Genomic DNA, 15899 nt, shown 5'->3' with positions numbered 1-15899 from the left:
CTGATCCTATGGATGATTATGAGGATTGTATGTTAGACAGTAATTAGGTGCATTATATTTTGAATTTAAATATAGGGAGTGGCTATGATTACGCCTGTTTTAGCGTGGCAACTAACTGAGCGCGACTGGGCGCACGATGATAATTAATGACCGGAATATCTCCTAAACGGCGCTGACCGACGGCTATTTTTTTATCAACCGTTATCATGGCAACTTTTTTTCCTTGCTTACTAATCAGCAAATGCTTACTTTTACGCGCCACTTGGTACTCAGGAAAGTATTGCTTAAGAAGTGCAGCTGTTTTTTGCAAGGCATCACTAGGGAACAATTTTGCCCATAACGATGTTGTATTTTTGGTGGCAGGTTCTTTGGATGTTGTCTGCTTAGACATCCGTTTCTTAGAAAATGATGGCTTATTTACTGATGGCTTAGTGACTGACTTATTAACAGCAAAGCCTTGATTTGCACTATCGTCTTTACCACCGCGCGCCTTTGCTAATAACCATAGCGCAACCACCACTGCCAACAGTATGACAAGCCACCAAATTCCGTCTATCATGAAAGTATACGTCCATTATCAATAAGGGTTAAGCCATGTTAGCAGAATTGCCGCCAGAGTTAATCGTTCATGTGCAGCACGCGACAACATTATTACGTACGGCTCAGCGAGTTTGTATTTTAACTGGCGCTGGAGTGTCGGCGGAAAGTGGTATTCCTACGTTTCGAGATAAACAAACAGGCTTATGGTCACAATATCGTGCCGAAGATCTAGCCAGTCCTGACGCTTTTACCCAAAATCCACAATTGGTATGGTCATGGTACCAGTGGCGTAGGCAATTAGTACAAGATAAAAAGCCCAATCCAGCGCATTATGCGTTAGCGCAATGGCAAGAATACATTACGTTATCTCAATCCGCACAACAACTAACGTTAATTACCCAAAATGTAGATGATTTACATGAGCAAGCAGGCAGTACCGTAACACATTTACATGGACATTTAGGGCGTAACCGTTGTAGCCAATGTGACACGCCTTATATTGTGCCTACCTTATCTGCTGCTGACCAAGTAAATTTCAGTATTGATTTGCTAAATTGCGACCAGTGCGGCGGTTATATCCGTCCCGACATTGTTTGGTTTGGCGAATCACTCCCAGTTAACGCTTGGCAAACCGCAGAAGATGCCGCAGCAAACTGCGACATCTTTATAAGCATTGGTACGTCAAGCCTTGTTTACCCGGCAGCAGGATTGGCACATCTGGCGCAAAAAAACGGTGCGACGCTTATTGAAGTCAACCCTAATCCAACTCCGAATACGATTGTCAATATCACTTTAGCGGCGGCTGCGGGCGTGGTCATGCCAGCCCTTCTCCAAGGTATTATCGATTCCTGTCCAACACCCAAAGATTAGTCTTCAAAGTAGGCGATTAAATACGACATCAGGGCTACCATTGCATATTTAGCTTGTTACTTAGCTTATTAGACGGCTTGGCGCGCTTGCTCCACTCTTGCTAAATAGTCTTGTTTTAAGCTCTCATCTATAAACGCTGAGCGGAACGAGTTTTTCACCAAGGTAACAATATCGTCTTCAGATAAAGATAAATTCTCGTATAAATTAATAAAATTCTGATTGATGTAGCCCTTAAAATAAGCAGGGTCATCAGAGTTGACACTGACATTTAAACCATAATCTAATAAGTCTTTGATATTATGCTCTTGATAACTGTCGAATACTTTTAACTCAATGTTTGAGTTGGGGCAAACGGTAAGTGGCATTTGCTCGTCTTTAAGCCGCTGCATCAGTTCTGGACTTTGAATCGACTGCACACCATGGTCAATTCTACTGATACTTAACATATCAAGCGCTTCATAAATATAGGTAAAATCTGCTTCTTCGCCCGCATGAGCGACCAATTTAAAGCCTGCCTCTTTAGCTTTTTGAAAGACCTCTTTAAACTTCGACGGTGGGTTGCCGATTTCTGAGGAATCAAGTCCGACACCAATGATATCGTCTTGAAAGGGCATGGCTTCCTCTAACATTGCAAAGGCGTCGTCTTGAGATAAATGCCGTAAAAAACACATGATAATGCAAGAAGTAATGCCATATTTTGTTTTCGCATCAGCCAGCGCTTCTTTAATACCTGTTATCACTGTCTCAAAAGCAACGCCTCGTGCCGTATGCGTTTGCGGATCAAAAAATATCTCGGTATGGATAACATTATCTTCCACACATTTAAGAATATACGCCCACGTTAAATCATAAAAATCGTCTTTGGTAATCAGGACATTGGCACCGGCATAATAAATATCTAAAAAGGTTTGCAGGTTGGTAAAATTATAAGCCTTGCGCACATCTTCAATATCTTTATAAGGAATGGTAATGTTATTTTTTTGCGCCAGTCGAAACATCAGCTCAGGCTCAAGCGAGCCTTCAATATGTAGATGCAGCTCAGCTTTTGGCAGTTTTTGTATCAGATCAATCATGTGGCTCTCGTTAGACGGCTATTAAAATAACAGCGCTATATTAATACTTCAGGCGATTGCTTAATGCTATTTTAAAAATACAACTGTATCTGACAGCTCATTACCTGCAGGATCATGCTCTAAATGATAATATTGACTTAACAGTTGCCCTATCTCGTCTAACAAATCAGTAAGACTTTCTTCAACTTTGCGATTGGCGATACCTGCCACTGCTTTATCGCACATTGCTCGCCACACGGTTGGGCTAACATGAGCACTGATACCGCGATCCGCAACAATCTCTAAGCTTTGCTCGCAAATATTAACGTATACCAACACGCCTGTATTTTCTTCAGTATCCCAAACCCGATAACTGCTGAACAACTCAACCGCGCGCTCACGGCAGTTCAGACTATATGCTGATTGAATGGGCAAATGGTTCTCGATGACTAAAAACACCTCACCACGATGACCGCGCTCGACTGATGTCACTTTGGCAGTTAAGCGCGCTTTAACCTCAGCGGTGAGCCAATTGCTATGCAGCATGGGGACGAATAAAACTTGACGCCACCAGCGCGCAAAGCTCGGCTGTGATGAAGGTAAGCTGTCTTGTGCCATTATCTTATTTCCTCAAGTACGCGATTGCTATCGGACCACTTACAAGTACTAATTATTAGTACTAAAACCAGTTCGGGGTTTTTTATGTCAATAGCTTATATTTTAGTGAGCAGATTGATTTATTGAGCAGATATTTTATTCATTAACGCTTTACGGATAGATATATCATCTACCATGAGCCGCCTGCGCCGCCACCACCAAAGCCGCCACCGCCACCGCCGAAACCTCCTCCACCAAAGCCACCGCCGCCGAATCCGCCACCACTGCTACCGCCACCAAAGCCCGGTAAAAATACCATACCGCCGCCACCGCCGCCGCGACCTCCTCGTCCACCGCCACCACCACGGGCAATCAAAAACAGCCAAATAAATATCGCCATGATGATGGTCATAAAGAAGCCACCGCCTAATGCCAGTGAGCCTGCAACAAAACCACCTGCGGTCAATACAGAACCAAATACACGCCCAAAGATACTGGTGATAAATTGCCCAAATACCATGGCAATAATAAACAATACGATCGATGACGGGCTATCATCAGAACCCTGTTGGACAGTGCGTTCAGCCGCTTGAGCATCTGCGCGCGCCAGCACTTCAGGATCTGCTTTTAGGCGTCCCTCAAGGCTACTGATACCCGCTGATAGACCGGCAGCATAGTCATTTTGTTTAAAATAAGGGGTGATATCATCACGAATAATGCGATTCAAAGCGGCATCTGGCATGACGCCTTCAAGACCGTAGCCAGTCAAGATATAAATCGTACGGTCATTCACTGCCATAACAATGAGCAAGCCATCATCGGTATCGGCTTCGCCCAATTTCCATTTGTCCGCAACTTGTAGTGCATAGTCAAAGATAGGTATGCCATTCGTTGTTGGCACAATCACCAACGCCGCTTGTGCTAAGCCTTGACGATATATACTGTGCAACTGTTCGGTCAACGCTTGTTTTTGCTGAGGATTTAATAGATTTGCCTGATCTACCACAGGTGAATTTAAGATAAGTTTATCCGCGTCGACACTGGCTGCACTAGAATTAATAGGCGGTAGATTTTTATTGGTTGACGCAGTGCCGTTATTAGTACTGTTGGCGCTGTTAGCACTGTTGCTAGCATTGGGGTTAAGCGCATCATTGCCAAAGATGGCACCGTTGATGGCTTCATTGCCTAGCACAGCATCATTAATTGCCTCATTGCCCTCACCTGCTTTGGCAATAGCAACCAAATCATCAACGCTACGGTTTTGTTTGATAGCACTATTAGAGGCTGTGCCAGTAGTCGCAGCACTATCAGCAGCAACTGCGCCTTCATTTGGCGCCGCATTCAGCGCTGTGACCGCGAATGAGCTGAGCGTCAACAATAAGGCTGATACGATTGCTTTAGAATTTTTCATCTGACTATTACTACCTCAAGTGCTGTCCATACTGATAGGCAAAAACACCTTCTTTATAGGAAGATATTTTTGCCTATCCTATCTTTAAATATCAATTACTAAATATAAGTCACTACTTAAATGATGATTCAGTAATTGCTATCCTATTTTTTGTCACCAAAATCAACAGTTGGCGCAGTAGAAATCTCTTTTTCGTTTGCAACGTTAAAGTTTGGTTTGGCTTGCATGCCAAAAACCTTTGCAGTGATATTGGTTGGGAACTGGCGTACCGTCGTATTGTAACTTTGCACTTCTTGAATATAGCGATTACGGGCAACAGTGATACGGTTTTCCGTACCTTCTAATTGCGCTTGCAAATCTTGAAATAACGCGTCAGATTTTAGCTCAGGATAACGCTCAGATACTGCCATTAATCGTGATAATGCACTGCCCATTTGCGCTTGCGCTTCAGCATAACGCTCCATGGCTTGGGGGTCATTGAGCACTTCTGGCGTTATCGTAATACCTCCCGCTCGTGAGCGCGCTTCTGCAACTTGAGTAAAGACATCTTTTTCTTGGTCGGCATACTGCTGCACAACTTTTACCAAGTTTGGCACCAAATCGCTACGACGTTGGTATTGGTTGACTACCTCTGACCACGACGCAGTTACTTGTTCATCTTGCGCTTGTAGGTTGTTATAACCACAGCCAGATAAGCCAACGGTCGACGTTGCTAATACGGCGGCTAATATCATAGGTTTTACAATAGAGTGACGCACCATAGTGATGTCTCCTGAAAATCATTAAAATAAAAATAGTTTGGGTTACGAATCATAAATATGACAGTCATTAAAAGACTTATCGCATGATTCATTACAACTCAGTTATCTATAACTGTAAGTATGGTCATTGTCTGTGTTGCCAATAATGGCGTTATATTACTAATATTACAATTGACCGTTACCAAAACACAACCGCAAAACCATACTTAATCGTAGCTTACGACCACTAATCATTAATCGCTTTAGCTTGCTCTGCTATACAGATATTCTATCTATTTATCTATTGATTGTTCTATACAAGTTAATTAGTGAATCCTACCATCTATTTTAACGCGTCTAGCAATAGCATAGAAACAGTGAGCATTTTGAGAAACTCCTAGTAATTCGCCTAAAACTGTGGCAAATTGCAGTTACGTAGCCGTATGGTTTGAATACATTTGGTAGTGGAATTATTCTTCACTCGTGTTAACTGATTGTATTTAATAAAGAATTTGATGCAACTTTGCTGTCAAATAAAAAATCCATAACGGTTGTTTATAAATAGGTTAATATTTAGTTATATCATCGCCGGTTTTATCCGCTGGATTATTCGTTATTTATTTTACTCTGACTGTGTGACGCCATCATACTGCAGCAACCAATAAGGCAAAAGGATTTGCGACCGCCACGAATTTTTTATCAACACTGACCGTATTGTGGAGGTGTTGATGATACGTCAAGCGGATAAATACAGACAACTACAATCCATACTCAGTGTTCGACTTAGCGCTTATGAACTTTAGCTTATTGCAGTTAATGTTCAACCAATAGCTCTTAACCGTAACACTTTGAGAAAGTTCGAGGAATATAGATATGGAAGGTTTAGTCAATTTAGTAAACGGAATTATTTGGAGCCCAGCGTTAATCTATTTATGCTTGGGCGCAGGTCTTTTTTACTCCATCATGACACGCTTTGTGCAAGTGCGTCTCTTTGGAGAAATGATAAAGCTATTGTTCTCAGGTAAATCAAGTGACCAAGGTATTTCGTCGTTTCAGGCACTTGCCGTCTCACTTGCTGGTCGAGTGGGTATGGGTAACATCGCAGGGGTAGCAGCAGCTATCGGCTTCGGTGGACCCGGTGCGGTATTTTGGATGTGGATTGTAGCATTCTTAGGTGCATCAACCGCTTATGTCGAATCGACACTGGCGCAGATTTATAAAGAAAAAGACGTGGTGACTGGCGAATATCGTGGTGGTCCTGCGTACTACTTTGAGCGCGCGCTTGGACAACGTTGGTACGGTATTGTCTTTGCGGTTGCCTCTATTTTCGCTTGTGGTATGTTCTTACCGGGTGTTCAGGCAAATGGTGTTATCAGTGCCTTTGCACAGGTCATGGGCGAAGGCTCGATGATGAATGTCGCAGGCTTAGAAGTCGGCTCTATGCGTTTATTGGCGCTAGCTATCATCCTAGTGGTATTAGGTATCATCATTTTCGGTGGTATTAAGCGTATTGCAACCTTCACTGAGTTCGCTGTACCCTTTATGGCTATTGGCTATATTGGTTTAGCTTTAGTTATCATGTTTACGAACTACGAGATGATTCCACAAGTCTTTGGTACTATCGTTGGCGACGCATTTACGGCACAAGCAGGCTTTGGTGCTGCAATCGGTTGGGGTGTTAAACGTGGTATTTACTCTAACGAAGCGGGTCAAGGTACAGGTCCTCACGCTGCTGCTGCCGCTGAAGTTGAGCATCCTGCACAGCAAGGTTTGGTACAAGCATTCTCAGTGTATGTTGATACCTTATTAGTCTGTTCTGCTACCGCGTTTATGATTATCACGATGGGTACTTATAACATTCAAGGTACACTACCTGACGGTCAGTTTATCGTCCAAAATGTTGCCGCTACTACTGAAATCAACTCGCCAGCATTTACCCAAATGGCGATGGAATCAGTCTACGGTGTTTATGGTAATACCTTTATTGCCGTTGCTGTATTCTTCTTTGCCTTTACGACTATTCTAGCTTATTACTATATCGCTGAAGTTAACGTAGCTTATCTCACGCGCTTTATCAGCCGCGGTGCTCATAAGAAAGGCGTATTCTTAGTTAAAATCTTAATCATGGCCATGGTTGCCTACGGTGGACTTAACTCAGCAGGTTATATTTGGGCGATTGGTGATATTGGTGTTGGTCTGATGGCTTGGCTCAATATCGTTGGTATCTTAGTCATCTTCTTTGTAGCAAAACCAACTTTAACGATACTCAAAGACTACGAAGCACAGCGTAAAGCTGGCGTGAAAAAATATACCTTCGACCCTGCCAAATTCGGTATCAAAAACGCACCATATTGGGAAGAGCGTCATTTAAGAGAGCAAGCAGCACTTAAGCGCGATTCTCTGAATAAAGAACCTAAGCTTTAGGGCTTCAAGCTCAGACAATCAATAAAAATAAGTTAATTCAGAAAAGCCCGTGGCATGTGTCACGGGCTTTTTAGCATCTGAACCGTTTTAATGACCCTGCTTTTATTCACTACTCTTTGGATTGCAAGTCATATTTATATCTGCATTTTTTTATCTACCTTATTTTCACCCACAAAAAAGCCCAGCGCCAATGGCTGAGCTTCTAGGTATTGCTAATGATTAAATCTTATTAAAGTAAGATTGTTCTTTTGGTAGCTTATTCTTTTGGTAATAATACAGTATCGATGACGTGGACAACGCCATTGGTTGCCATAACATCTGTTCCAACGATATTAGCAGTGTTACCGCTAGCATCAGTGATCACATTAGCATCACTAATAGTGAATGACTGACCATTTACAGTCTTAATTTCTTGACCGTAAGGGATATCAGCTGCTTTCACAGTCATAGGAACGACGTGATATGGAAGAACAGTTTTTAGCAAATCTGTATTTGCCAATAATTCTTCTTTAGTAACGTTCAGTTTGGTCAGTAAAGCAGCAAATGCTTCGTCAGTAGGTGCAAATACAGTGTATGTGCCTGCATCCATCATCATCGTATCAAGACCAGCTGCTTTTAGTGCTGCTGTCAATATTGTCAAATCAGGATTTGCAGCTGCAATTTCACCGATACTTTGTGTAGCAGCAGTTTCAGCCATAGGATCAACGGCAGGGGTTGCTTCAGCCATAGGGTCAACAGCTGGTTCAGTCGTGGCTTCTGGTTCAACAACAGTCACAGTTTCATCAACTGGTTCTACTGCTTTTTTATCGTTACAAGCGACTAATGAGAATGCTGTGCTAAGAATTGCTACTGATAGTAATGACTTTTTTAACATAATACAGTTCCTGTTGGTTATAAAAATAGAAGTTGGTAAAATTAATTGATAAAGATAAAACAAAGGAAAACATACAAATAAGGAATTAATACTGAATGGCTAAAAAAAGCTCGTTAAATGACCATTGAGGTAATACCTTACTAGTTATTAGAGAGAAGTTTTGATATGAGTTGTCAAAATTTGTACTATTTATATATAAATTAGGTGGATCAGTCAGCCTATATAACTAGAATAAATGAACAAACTAGAACTAAGTAATAATAAATAAATTTAGCAATCCATATATAGGGAAGGCTTAGACACGATTGACGCACCTAAGCTATACTGTGGTTAAAATAAAACGTACTTTAATTTATTTGATTTACCCTACTTCGGTAATAACACTCTGTCGATTACATGAACGACACCATTAGTGGCGGCAAGATCCGTTTTTAATAACGTAATTTCGCGTCCACTTTCATCCATAAGTTTGCCTTGTGTGGTGACCATTAAGGTATCATTACTCAACATAATAATATTACCAGGCTTTACATCTTTGGCATAAATTGGCATGGCACCATTAATAACGTGGTAGCCTAAAATTTTAGTTAAAAGCGCTTTATTGGCAAACAGTTGCGCTTTGGTCATTCCGGTCTCTGTTAGCACCTGCATAAAGGCATCATTAGTTGGCGCAAATATAGTAAAGTGAGCATTTGGGTTAGATAAGGTATTTACCAGCCCAGCCGCTTGCACTGCTTCTACCAATATTGAAAATTCAGGATTGCTTTGAGCAATTTGCACCACATTCATGGCTGTAATAGGCTGAGTATGAGTGGGTGTAGGCATCGATGTATGCTTTTGTGGCATCATATTATTACATGCACTTAGACCTGCTAGTGAGACAGCAAGCACACTAATAGCCGCAATTTTAGTCATTTCCATAGTAACATCCTTGATAATAAAGTCATGCTAAATTATTGTTTGAAATACTAAGTGATATTTATCAATTCATACTTCGATTGAGCGATTTTAAAAGCCAACAACTACAATCTAAATAACTACAAGCTGATAGCTTGTCTTTAACCTTGATACTTATTAAAACATCTCTCTTCTAAATAGTGTTTTATTTAAAAAGAGTTACGGATAATAAACAGATAGAGAAAAACCACGACTGTTAAATATTCATTAGGTGAGCTTATAAAGTCTCACAACTTATAAATTCAAATTAACATATATTGTTCTAATAGCCATTTATTATTGCGCTACTTTTTGTAATCGACTTTTGTTCCTCTAATTTACATACCAAAATCAGACATTGTCGATGACATCATAAAGTGCTCATAGTTGCCGTTCAGTGTCTAAGCGCATAGGCTAGAATAAAGCGTTTTTCGTGCTAAAATATTAAAAACTATTTGCTTACCTCTTTGATTAAATAATTCCTAATACTTATTTTATAACCTTATATTTTGAAACCTTGTTTTACGCCCTTTTTTATCTTGATTCTATACATTAACGATATAAGTAGCTTCCTATGACTTCAACTACCCCTTCTCAAGCAACCAATATTTCAAATAACAGTAATCCAAATGCCAATTCTAATGATTTTATATTGACACCACCTCAGGTGTTCCCGTATAAGGCGCAGCAACTGACGGCGCGTGCACGTATCACTGAACAAATGGCATCACGAATTTTGATGTTAGATGGTGCAATGGGTACGCACATTCAGAACTATAAGTTAGAGGAAGCGGACTATCGCGGTGAGCGCTTTGCTGATATTAAACAGGATGTACGTGGCAATAACGATTTATTGGTACTGTCGCAACCGCATATGATTAAAGAGATTCATCTGGCGCATTTGGAATCTGGTGCCGATATCATTGAGACCAATAGCTTTAACGGTACGCGTCTATCAATGGCAGACTATGATATGCAGTATCTAGTGCCAGAGTTGAATAAAACCGCTGCTAAGATTGCCCGTGAAGCCGCTGACGAATACACTACGAAAAATCCAGATAAGCCGCGCTTCGTCGCTGGGGTGATTGGTCCAACATCACGTACTTGCTCATTATCGCCTGATGTGAATGACCCCGCATTTCGTAATATTACCTTTGATGAATTGGTACTCAATTACCGTGAAGCAACGCTAGCGCTAATGGAAGGCGGCGTTGATATTATCTTGATTGAGACGATTTTTGATACGCTAAATGCTAAAGCGGCGATATTTGCGGTCACAGGTGTATTTGATGATATCGGCTTTGAGTTACCGATTATGATTTCGGGTACGATTACCGATGCGTCAGGTCGGACATTATCTGGGCAAACGGCTGAAGCCTTTTATAACTCGATTCGTCATGCCAAGCCGTTATCGGTTGGCTTTAACTGTGCCTTGGGTGCTGACGCGCTACGTCCACATATCCAAACGCTATCAAATATCGCTAATACTTATGTGTCCGCGCATCCAAACGCTGGTCTACCTAATGAGTTTGGCGAATACGATGAATCTGCCAAGGAAACCACAGCACTGCTTGAAGGCTTTGCCAAAGCCGGTATCTTAAATATCGTCGGCGGCTGTTGTGGTACCACACCCGAGCACATTCGCCAAATCGCCAATATGGTGGCCAATTATCCACCGCGTGTGATTCCTGAGATTGCACCTGCTTGCCGTTTATCGGGACTTGAGCCATTTACTATCAACAAAGACAGTCTATTCGTCAACGTCGGTGAACGTACCAACGTTACCGGCTCTAAGAAATTCTTACGTTTGATTAAAACTGAGGCTTATACCGAAGCGCTCGATGTCGCCCGTGACCAAGTTGAAGGCGGCGCGCAAATCGTCGACATCAACATGGACGAAGGGATGCTTGACTCCAAGCAAGCGATGATTCACTTCGTTAATCTCGTGTCTGGTGAGCCTGATATCAGCCGTGTGCCATTGATGCTAGATTCATCAAAATGGGACATTATCGAAGAAGGGCTTAAACGTACCCAAGGTAAATGTGTCGTCAATTCTATCTCACTAAAAGAAGGTCACGCTGAGTTTGTTGAACGCGCCAAACTCTGTATGCGTTACGGTGCTGCTATTATCGTCATGGCATTTGATGAAGATGGACAGGCGGATACTTTTGAGCGTAAAACTCAGATTTGTAAACGCAGCTATGACGTTTTAGTTAATGAAGTAGGCTTCCCGTCTGAAGATATTATTTTTGACCCTAATATCTTTGCGGTCGCCACTGGTATCACCGAGCACAACAATTATGGTGCGGACTTTATCAACGCGACTAAATGGATTACGGAAAACCTACCAAATGCAATGGTATCGGGTGGCGTCTCCAACGTCTCATTTAGTTTCCGTGGTAACCCGATTCGTGAAGCCATTAACTCTGTATTCCTTTATCATGCGATTCAAAATGGCTTAACGATGGGTATTGTTAACCCTGCCATGCTTGAGTTATATGATGATATTCCAAAGGAAGCACGCGACGCCATCGAAGATGTCATGCTTAATCGCAATCAAGGCGAATCTGGTCAAGATGCCACCGAACGTCTAATGACCATCGCTGAAAGCTACCAAGACGGTGGTAAGAAAAAAGACAGCACCGTCGATATGACATGGCGTGAAGGCACCGTTGAAGAACGTATTGCTCATGCTTTAGTGAAAGGTATCACCACATTTATCGAAGCGGATACCAAAGAAGCGTGGGAGAAATATCCGCGTCCACTAGAGGTCATCGAGGGTCCACTCATGGACGGTATGAATATCGTCGGTGATTTATTTGGTGCGGGTAAAATGTTTTTACCACAGGTGGTGAAATCTGCGCGCGTGATGAAGCAGTCAGTCGCTTGGCTAAACCCATATATCGAAGCGGAAAAAGTGGAAGGCGAAAAGAAAGGTAAAATCCTGATGGCGACGGTCAAAGGTGACGTCCACGATATCGGTAAAAATATCGTCGGCGTGGTACTTGGCTGTAACGGCTATGATATTGTAGATTTGGGCGTCATGGTACCGTGTGAAAAAATCCTCGATACCGCGATTGCTGAAGAAGTCGATATTATCGGGCTATCAGGTTTGATTACCCCAAGTCTTGATGAGATGGTCTATGTCGCCAAGCAAATGCAAGAGCGCGGCATAACGCTACCCTTGATGATTGGTGGCGCAACGACATCGAAAGCACATACTGCTGTCAAAGTTGAACCGCAATACCAAAACAATGGCGTCATCTATGTGGCGGACGCTTCACGCTCAGTCGGCGTAGTAACTAAGCTACTATCAAAAGAACATCGCCAAGGTTTGATTGATGAGACGCGCGAAGAGTACATCAAAGTACGTGAACGCTTGGCTAAACGTCAACCAAAAGCTGCTAAGATATCTTATGCTGAATCAATCGAGATCGGCTTTAAAGATGACTGGGATAACTACGTCCCACCCACTCCTAATAAACTAGGACAAGTAATACTTGACGATTATCCTATTACCAACCTGCTCCCTTACATCGACTGGACACCCTTCTTTATCTCTTGGGGTCTAGCCGGTAAATATCCAAAAATCTTACAAGATGATGTGGTTGGTGAAGCAGCACGTGATTTGTTCGATAATGCCAATGACTTGATGCAAAAGATGATTGATGAAAAATTAATCGTCGCCAAAGGTGTCTTTAAACTGATGCCGGCTCGTCGTACTGGCGCAGATACCGTCACTGTCTATGACAAAGCGCCGAATGATGGCGGCACAGCAGAATATCAATTTGAGCATCTACGCCAACAAAGTGACAAAGCCAGCGGCAAGCCTAACTTTAGCTTGGCGGACTTTATCTCGCCATCGGACACGCATACTGATTATCTGGGTGGTTTTACCGTTTCAATCGTTGGTACAGAAGCGCTTGCTGAGAAGTATAAAGCGGCTGGCGACGACTATAACGCAATTATGGTCCAAGCATTATCTGATCGATTAGCCGAAGCCTTTGCCGAGCATCTACATGAGCTGATTCGTAAAGAATATTGGGGCTATCAGCCAGAAGAAAAACTTAGCAATGATGAGATGATTAAAGAAAAATATGTTGGTATCCGCCCAGCACCTGGCTACCCTGCCTGCCCTGAGCATACCGAAAAAGGCAAACTGTTTGAATGGATTGGTACGGGCGACGCTATCGGTACGATATTGACGGAAAGCTATGCGATGTGGCCTGCGTCTTCAGTCAGCGGTTTCTACTACTCGCACCCTGATAGTGAGTACTTTAACGTTGGTAAAATCAGCACCGATCAGTTAGAAAGCTATGCTGAGCGTAAAGGCTGGGATATGAAGACTGCTGAAAAATGGTTGAATCCGAATTTGTAAACGCATCAAACCTGATTAATTCATCGATAATTTAAAAATATTACGGCGTGCTCAATTAAATGAGTACGCCGTTTTTTATAAAATAATAACTTACCGTACATAAGCAAACTTATCGCTACCTTGATAGCAAAATACTTTTATCATTTTCTAACGGTATACGTGATAAATTATCATCTACTTTATTATGTTGAGAAAGGTTATGAATCAGCTTGCATTAATTTCCAGTTGGATTGGCAAAACTTTTGCAATTTGGGCATTAGTCAGTGCTGTTCTAGGATTTATTTTCCCTGAATTCTTTGCATCTTTAGCTTTTTTAATCGTACCTATACTGGGTATTATCATGTTTGGCATGGGTATGACTTTGAAGGCTGAAGACTTCGTAGAAATCGTCAAGCGACCCAAACCTGTACTGGTAGGACTGTTAGCGCAATTCACCCTAATGCCATTGATTGCCTACTGTTTGACGATAGTTTTCAACCTTGATCCTTTAATCGCTGTCGGAGTTATTTTGGTTGGTTGTTGCCCCGGTGGCACGTCTAGTAATGTGATTACTTTTTTATCCAAGGGTGATGTAGCTTTAAGTGTGGCGATTACTTCTATATCGACTCTGCTTGCGCCATTTCTGACCCCAATTTTATTAAATGTGTTTGCAGGTCAGCTCATTGATATTGATTTAGCTAGTATGATGCTAACTATTACTAAAATCGTTATTTTACCGATATTGTTAGGGGTTATTTTCCACAAGTTTTTGGGTAAAAAAATCGAATTTGCAGTTGAGATATTGCCGATGATTTCGGTGTTGGGTATCTCAATTATTATAGCTGCTGTTGTCGCGGTTTCTAAGGCAACTATTTTAGAGAGTGGCGCTATCGTATTCATCGTAGTGGCATTACATAATATGCTGGGTTATACCTTAGGATATTTAATCGCTCGCTTGTCCGGCTTTACTGAAAAGCAACGCCGCGCCATTATGATAGAAGTGGGGATGCAAAACTCTGGTCTTGGCGCTGCCCTTGCTGCGACTTATTTCAATCCTGTCGCTGCTCTGCCGAGTGCAATATTTAGTGTGTGGCATAACTTTAGCGGCGCATTAGTTGCAAATATTTTTGCTAAAAGGGATGCTAGTTAAATAGTAATTTCTATTGTTCGCATCCTGACAGTGTCTATTTTAACGTTGGTAAAATCAGTACCGATCAGTTAGAGAGTTATGTTGAGCGTAAAGATTGGGATATGAAAACTGCTGAAAAGTGGTTGAATCCGAATTTGTATGTTAATAATTTGGTTGTGTTCTTCTTAAAATCAATAAGCTACTATTTTTAAAAGTCTATAGAATTTTCGATTCAGACTAAGGTTTGAATCGAACTACCTCCTATTCTGCGGAAAAAACAAAACGTTATATAAAGTCTCAATATCATCGTATCGAGTAAACTGTCCTTTATTAATCGTGCGTATATTAGGTCGTTCCGCTTTCAAACCATCAGCATTAGCTTTAGTATGCTTTGTAACTTTAGCGTTTTCCATTCCAGTTAATGGCTTGCCTGCTTCTGCGCCAAAAAAATAAAATGAGCATAGTTCTAATGTATCTTCATTAAATACTATCCAGACGATACATCCTGAAGGCTTACTCGCTAAGCGAATATTGACTTTTTGACCTGATACTTTAGCACCTAATTTCGAAGTTTTTAGTTGAATATGACGAATAATATTATTGTCTTCAAGGACAACATCACAACCTACATTATCAACTTCGGGTTTCATGACCTCCAATTGACAGTTATCCTTTAACCACGATAACTTTAGCATTTCACCAATAAATAAGTGCTCAATGAGTTTTTCTCGAAAGCTTGAATATTCAAAATGTTTACTCATAATTTTCCTTAATATTTGGAGTAATTGAGTTTACTATCTTCCCTCGCCGACACTTCTCAGAACAATAAATCACCTGCTCCCAATCCTTTTCCCATTTCTTGCGCCAGCTAAACGGACGCTGGCACACGGGGCAGATTTTTTGCGGTAAGTTTACTTTTTTATGCGCCATCATCTGCTCCCTTTTGCCATATATCTAATATTGTAGTTA

13 protein-coding genes and 1 pseudogene are annotated in these 15899 nt (G+C 41.6%); 5 read left to right on the top strand and 9 right to left on the bottom strand.

Going from position 1 to position 15899, the window contains the following annotated elements:
- Positions 1-88: 88 nt before the first annotated feature.
- On the bottom strand, positions 89-559 hold the full coding sequence (locus H2245_RS00170; RefSeq protein WP_182405014.1) for a hypothetical protein: 471 nt from the start codon (positions 557-559) through the stop codon (positions 89-91).
- 35 nt (positions 560-594) lie between these two features.
- Here H2245_RS00170 and H2245_RS00165 point away from each other — a divergent pair, with 35 nt between their 5' ends.
- Complete coding sequence (locus H2245_RS00165; protein ID WP_182405013.1) at positions 595-1410, top strand: NAD-dependent deacylase; 816 nt, start codon at positions 595-597, stop codon at positions 1408-1410.
- Positions 1411-1478: 68 nt separating this feature from the next.
- Here the strand turns inward: H2245_RS00165 and H2245_RS00160 are convergent, their stop codons facing one another.
- From H2245_RS00160 to H2245_RS00145, 4 genes are all read right to left on the bottom strand, one after another.
- Positions 1479-2483, bottom strand: coding sequence for an adenosine deaminase (locus tag H2245_RS00160; protein WP_182405012.1), 1005 nt, complete (start codon positions 2481-2483; stop codon positions 1479-1481).
- Between the two features lie 66 nt (positions 2484-2549).
- On the bottom strand, positions 2550-3080 hold the full coding sequence (locus H2245_RS00155; RefSeq protein ID WP_182405011.1) for a TPM domain-containing protein: 531 nt from the start codon (positions 3078-3080) through the stop codon (positions 2550-2552).
- Between the two features lie 169 nt (positions 3081-3249).
- Positions 3250-4470: a YgcG family protein gene (locus tag H2245_RS00150; RefSeq protein WP_182405010.1), complete on the bottom strand. Its 1221-nt coding sequence runs from the start codon at positions 4468-4470 to the stop codon at positions 3250-3252.
- A gap of 143 nt (positions 4471-4613) precedes the next feature.
- A complete protein-coding gene (locus tag H2245_RS00145; RefSeq protein ID WP_182405009.1) occupies positions 4614-5231 on the bottom strand; it encodes a LemA family protein in 618 nt (205 codons plus the stop codon).
- 852 nt (positions 5232-6083) lie between these two features.
- Between H2245_RS00145 and H2245_RS00140 the strand changes: the two genes are divergently transcribed.
- Positions 6084-7634 carry a sodium:alanine symporter family protein gene (locus tag H2245_RS00140; protein ID WP_182405008.1) on the top strand — a complete coding sequence of 517 codons (1551 nt, stop codon included), beginning with the start codon at positions 6084-6086 and terminating at the stop codon, positions 7632-7634.
- Between the two features lie 256 nt (positions 7635-7890).
- On the opposite strand, the gene H2245_RS00135 is transcribed toward H2245_RS00140, so the two are convergent.
- Together H2245_RS00135 and H2245_RS00130 are read right to left on the bottom strand one after the other, a co-directional pair.
- On the bottom strand, positions 7891-8508 hold the full coding sequence (locus H2245_RS00135; RefSeq protein WP_182405007.1) for a fasciclin domain-containing protein: 618 nt from the start codon (positions 8506-8508) through the stop codon (positions 7891-7893).
- Positions 8509-8874: 366 nt separating this feature from the next.
- Entirely contained in the window at positions 8875-9429 is a 555-nt protein-coding gene (locus H2245_RS00130; protein WP_182405006.1) for a fasciclin domain-containing protein, read from the bottom strand.
- Positions 9430-10135: 706 nt separating this feature from the next.
- Between H2245_RS00130 and metH the strand changes: the two genes are divergently transcribed.
- The 3 genes and pseudogenes from metH to H2245_RS12195 all read left to right on the top strand — a co-directional run.
- Positions 10136-13822 (top strand): methionine synthase, encoded by a 3687-nt coding sequence (gene metH / locus H2245_RS00125; RefSeq protein WP_220464352.1) that lies wholly within the window; start codon positions 10136-10138, stop codon positions 13820-13822.
- 199 nt (positions 13823-14021) lie between these two features.
- Positions 14022-14951 carry a bile acid:sodium symporter family protein gene (locus tag H2245_RS00120; protein ID WP_182405004.1) on the top strand — a complete coding sequence of 310 codons (930 nt, stop codon included), beginning with the start codon at positions 14022-14024 and terminating at the stop codon, positions 14949-14951.
- Between the two features lie 2 nt (positions 14952-14953).
- A pseudogene (locus H2245_RS12195) lies at positions 14954-15142 on the top strand (vitamin B12 dependent-methionine synthase activation domain-containing protein); the annotation flags it as partial.
- A gap of 42 nt (positions 15143-15184) precedes the next feature.
- On the opposite strand, the gene H2245_RS00110 reads toward H2245_RS12195, so the two are convergent.
- Entirely contained in the window at positions 15185-15691 is a 507-nt protein-coding gene (locus H2245_RS00110) for a hypothetical protein (RefSeq protein ID WP_182405003.1), read from the bottom strand.
- The gene (locus H2245_RS00105) at positions 15684-15860 is read right to left on the bottom strand and encodes a DUF2256 domain-containing protein (protein WP_182405002.1); all 177 of its coding nucleotides are present in this window, start codon (positions 15858-15860) and stop codon (positions 15684-15686) included. The genes H2245_RS00110 and H2245_RS00105 overlap by 8 nt, the downstream gene beginning before the upstream one ends.
- Positions 15861-15899: the final 39 nt, after the last annotated feature.

The organism is Psychrobacter sp. GP33 (genome assembly GCF_014119005.1).
In the GTDB taxonomy this organism is placed as follows: Bacteria; Pseudomonadota; Gammaproteobacteria; order Pseudomonadales; family Moraxellaceae; genus Psychrobacter.
Note: the sequence above shows the minus strand (reverse complement) of the source record. Positions and strands in the feature narration are given on the sequence as shown.